At 49.5% G+C, this 3,189-nt stretch carries 2 rRNA genes; both read left to right on the forward strand.

Annotation, left to right across the window (positions count from 1 at the left end):
• Positions 1-103 precede the first annotated feature (103 nt).
• Positions 104-3,005 (forward strand): 23S ribosomal RNA (locus NFR82_RS08705).
• 71 nt (positions 3,006-3,076) lie between these two features.
• A 5S ribosomal RNA gene (gene rrf / locus NFR82_RS08710) occupies positions 3,077-3,189 on the forward strand; the annotation flags it as partial.

The following is a 3,189-nucleotide window of genomic DNA, read 5'->3' on the forward strand; positions in this document are numbered from 1 at the left end:
GTTAGTACATTGAAAACTGAATATAATCCAAGCAAAAACCGAGACAATCAAAGAAACAGATTGCGAAGAAGCGACCGAGAAGAGAGAAAAGACTTTAAGGTAAGGTCAAGAAGAAAAGGGCGCACGGTGAATGCCTAGGCACTAGAAGCCGAAGAAGGACGTGACGAACTACGAAAAGCTTCGGGGAGTTGTAAGTAAACTAAGATCCGGAGATGTCCGAATGGGGGAACCCGGTGCAGGAGATGCATCATTATATATTGTTAAGATATATAAAGGAAGACGCAGTGAACTGAAACATCTAAGTAGCTGCAGGAAGAGAAAGAAAAATCGATTTCCTGAGTAGCGGCGAGCGAAACGGAAAGAGCCTAAACCATGTAATTTATTATGTGGGGTTGTAGGACTGCAAGAAGGTAGCTGAGAGGATAGCAGAAATATCTGGGAAGGTATGCCAGAGAGGGTGAGAGCCCCGTAAGCGAAATCCAAACAGCGCTGAGCAGGATCCTGAGTAGGTCGGGACACGAGGAATCCCGATTGAATCCGCGAGGACCATCTCGCAAGGCTAAATACTAGCTAGTGACCGATAGTGAACCAGTACCGTGAGGGAAAGGTGAAAAGAACCCCGGAAGGGGAGTGAAAGAGAACCTGAAACCGTGTGCCTACAAGTAGTCAGAGCACATTAAAGTGTAATGGCGTGCCTTTTGTAGAATGAACCGGCGAGTTACGTTAAATAGCAAGGTTAAGTCAGAAAAGACGGAGCCGTAGCGAAAGCGAGTCTGAATAGGGCGAAGAGTTGTTTGACGTAGACCCGAAACCAAGTGACCTACCCATGACCAGGTTGAAGGTGCGGTAAAACGCGCTGGAGGACCGAACCCACGTAAGTTAAAAATTGCGGGGATGAGTTGTGGGTAGCGGTGAAATTCCAAACGAACTTGGAGATAGCTGGTTCTCTCCGAAATAGCTTTAGGGCTAGCCTCGTGAAAGAGGATAGTGGAGGTAGAGCTCTGTTTGGACAATGGGCCCGTCAGGGGTTACTGAGTCCAGATAAACTACGAATTCCACATATCCATACACGGGAGTCAGACTGCGAGTGATAAGATCCGTAGTCGAAAGGGAAACAGCCCAGATCACCAGTTAAGGTCCCCAAATCTATGCTAAGTGGAAAAGGATGTGGAGTTGCGTAGACAACTAGGACGTTGGCTCAGAAGCAGCCATCATTTAAAGAGTGCGTAATAGCTCACTAGTCGAGTGGCGCTGCGCCGAAGATTTACCGGGGCTAAGCATAGTACCGAAACTGTGGATGTGTTTTAAAGAGCACGTGGTAGGAGAGCGTTCTAAGTGCGGAGAAGGCTAATCGAGAGGATAGTTGGAGCGCTTAGAAGTGAGAATGCCGGTATGAGTAGCGAAAGATAGGTGAGAATCCTATCCGCCGGAAGACTAAGGTTTCCTGGGGCAGGCTCGTCCGCCCAGGGTAAGTCGGGACCTAAGGCAAGGCCGAGAGGCGTAGTCGATGGATAACAGGTAGAAATTCCTGTACTGCGTTAAATCGTTATGAGCGAAGGAGGGACGCAGGAGGCTAAGTACGCATGGTGATGGATCCATGTTCAAGCGATAAGTTAGAGAGTGAGTCAAATGCTTGCTTTTGATGAAGACAAGTCGTGATGAGGAGCGAAATAAAGTAGCGAAGGTGCTGATGTCACACTGCCAAGAAAAGCTTCTAGCCAGAGATAACGTACCCGTACCGCAAACCGACACAGGTAGTCAAGTGGAGAACACTAAGGTGAGCGAGAGAACTCTCGTTAAGGAACTCGGCAAAATAGCCCCGTAACTTCGGAAGAAGGGGTGCTGGTCGCAAGATCAGCCGCAGTGAATAGGCCCAAACAACTGTTTATCAAAAACACAGGTATCTGCAAAGTCGTAAGACGACGTATAGGTGCTGACACCTGCCCGGTGCTGGAAGGTTAAGAGGAATGCTTAGCGAAAGCGAAGGCATGAATTGAAGCCCCAGTAAACGGCGGCCGTAACTATAACGGTCCTAAGGTAGCGAAATTCCTTGTCGGGTAAGTTCCGACCTGCACGAAAGGTGTAATGATTTGGGCACTGTCTCAACGAGAGACTCGGTGAAATTATAATACCCGTGAAGATGCGGGTTACCCGCGACAGGACGGAAAGACCCCATGGAGCTTCACTGCAACTTGATATTGAGTATCTGTTAAACATGTACAGGATAGGTAGGAGCCTGAGAAGATAGGACGCTAGTCTTATTGGAGGCAATGTTGGGATACTACCCTTGTTTGATGGATGCTCTAACCTAGATCCGTAAGCCGGATCAGGGACAGTGTCTGGTGGGCAGTTTGACTGGGGCGGTCGCCTCCTAAAGTGTAACGGAGGCGCCCAAAGGTTCCCTCAGAATGGTTGGAAATCATTCGAAGAGTGTAAAGGTATAAGGGAGCTTGACTGCGAGAGAGACAACTCGAGCAGGGACGAAAGTCGGGCTTAGTGATCTGGTGGTACCGCATGGAAGGGCCATCACTCAACGGATAAAAGCTACCCTGGGGATAACAGGCTTATCTCCCCCAAGAGTTCACATCGACGGGGAGGTTTGGCACCTCGATGTCGGCTCGTCGCATCCTGGGGCTGAAGTCGGTCCCAAGGGTTGGGCTGTTCGCCCATTAAAGCGGCACGCGAGCTGGGTTCAGAACGTCGTGAGACAGTTCGGTCCCTATCCGTCGTGGGCGTAGGAAATTTGAGAGGAGCTGTCCTTAGTACGAGAGGACCGGGATGGACGCACCGCTGGTGTACCAGTTGTCTTGCCAAAGGCATCGCTGGGTAGCTATGTGCGGACGGGATAAGCGCTGAAAGCATCTAAGTGCGAAGCCCCCCTCAAGATGAGATTTCCAATGCGAAAGCAATAAGACACCTCAAAGACTATGAGGTAGATAGGCTGGGAGTGGAAGTTCAGTGATGAATGGAGCGGACCAGTACTAATCAGTCGAAATCTTGACCAAAGCGCAAGCAATCAAGCAGGTTTTAGCAAGGATTATATTTAGTTTTGAGCGTAGTAGCTCAAGCAAAAGAGTGCGGTGGCGAAAGCAAGAAGGATACACCTGTTCCCATGCCGAACACAGAAGTTAAGCTTCTTAACGCCGAGAGTAGTTGGTGGGCAACTGCCTGCGAGGGTAGGAAGCTGCC

The sequence above is a fragment of the Lactobacillus agrestimuris genome, from assembly GCF_943193025.1.
In the GTDB taxonomy this organism is placed as follows: Bacteria; Bacillota; Bacilli; order Lactobacillales; family Lactobacillaceae; genus Lactobacillus; species Lactobacillus agrestimuris.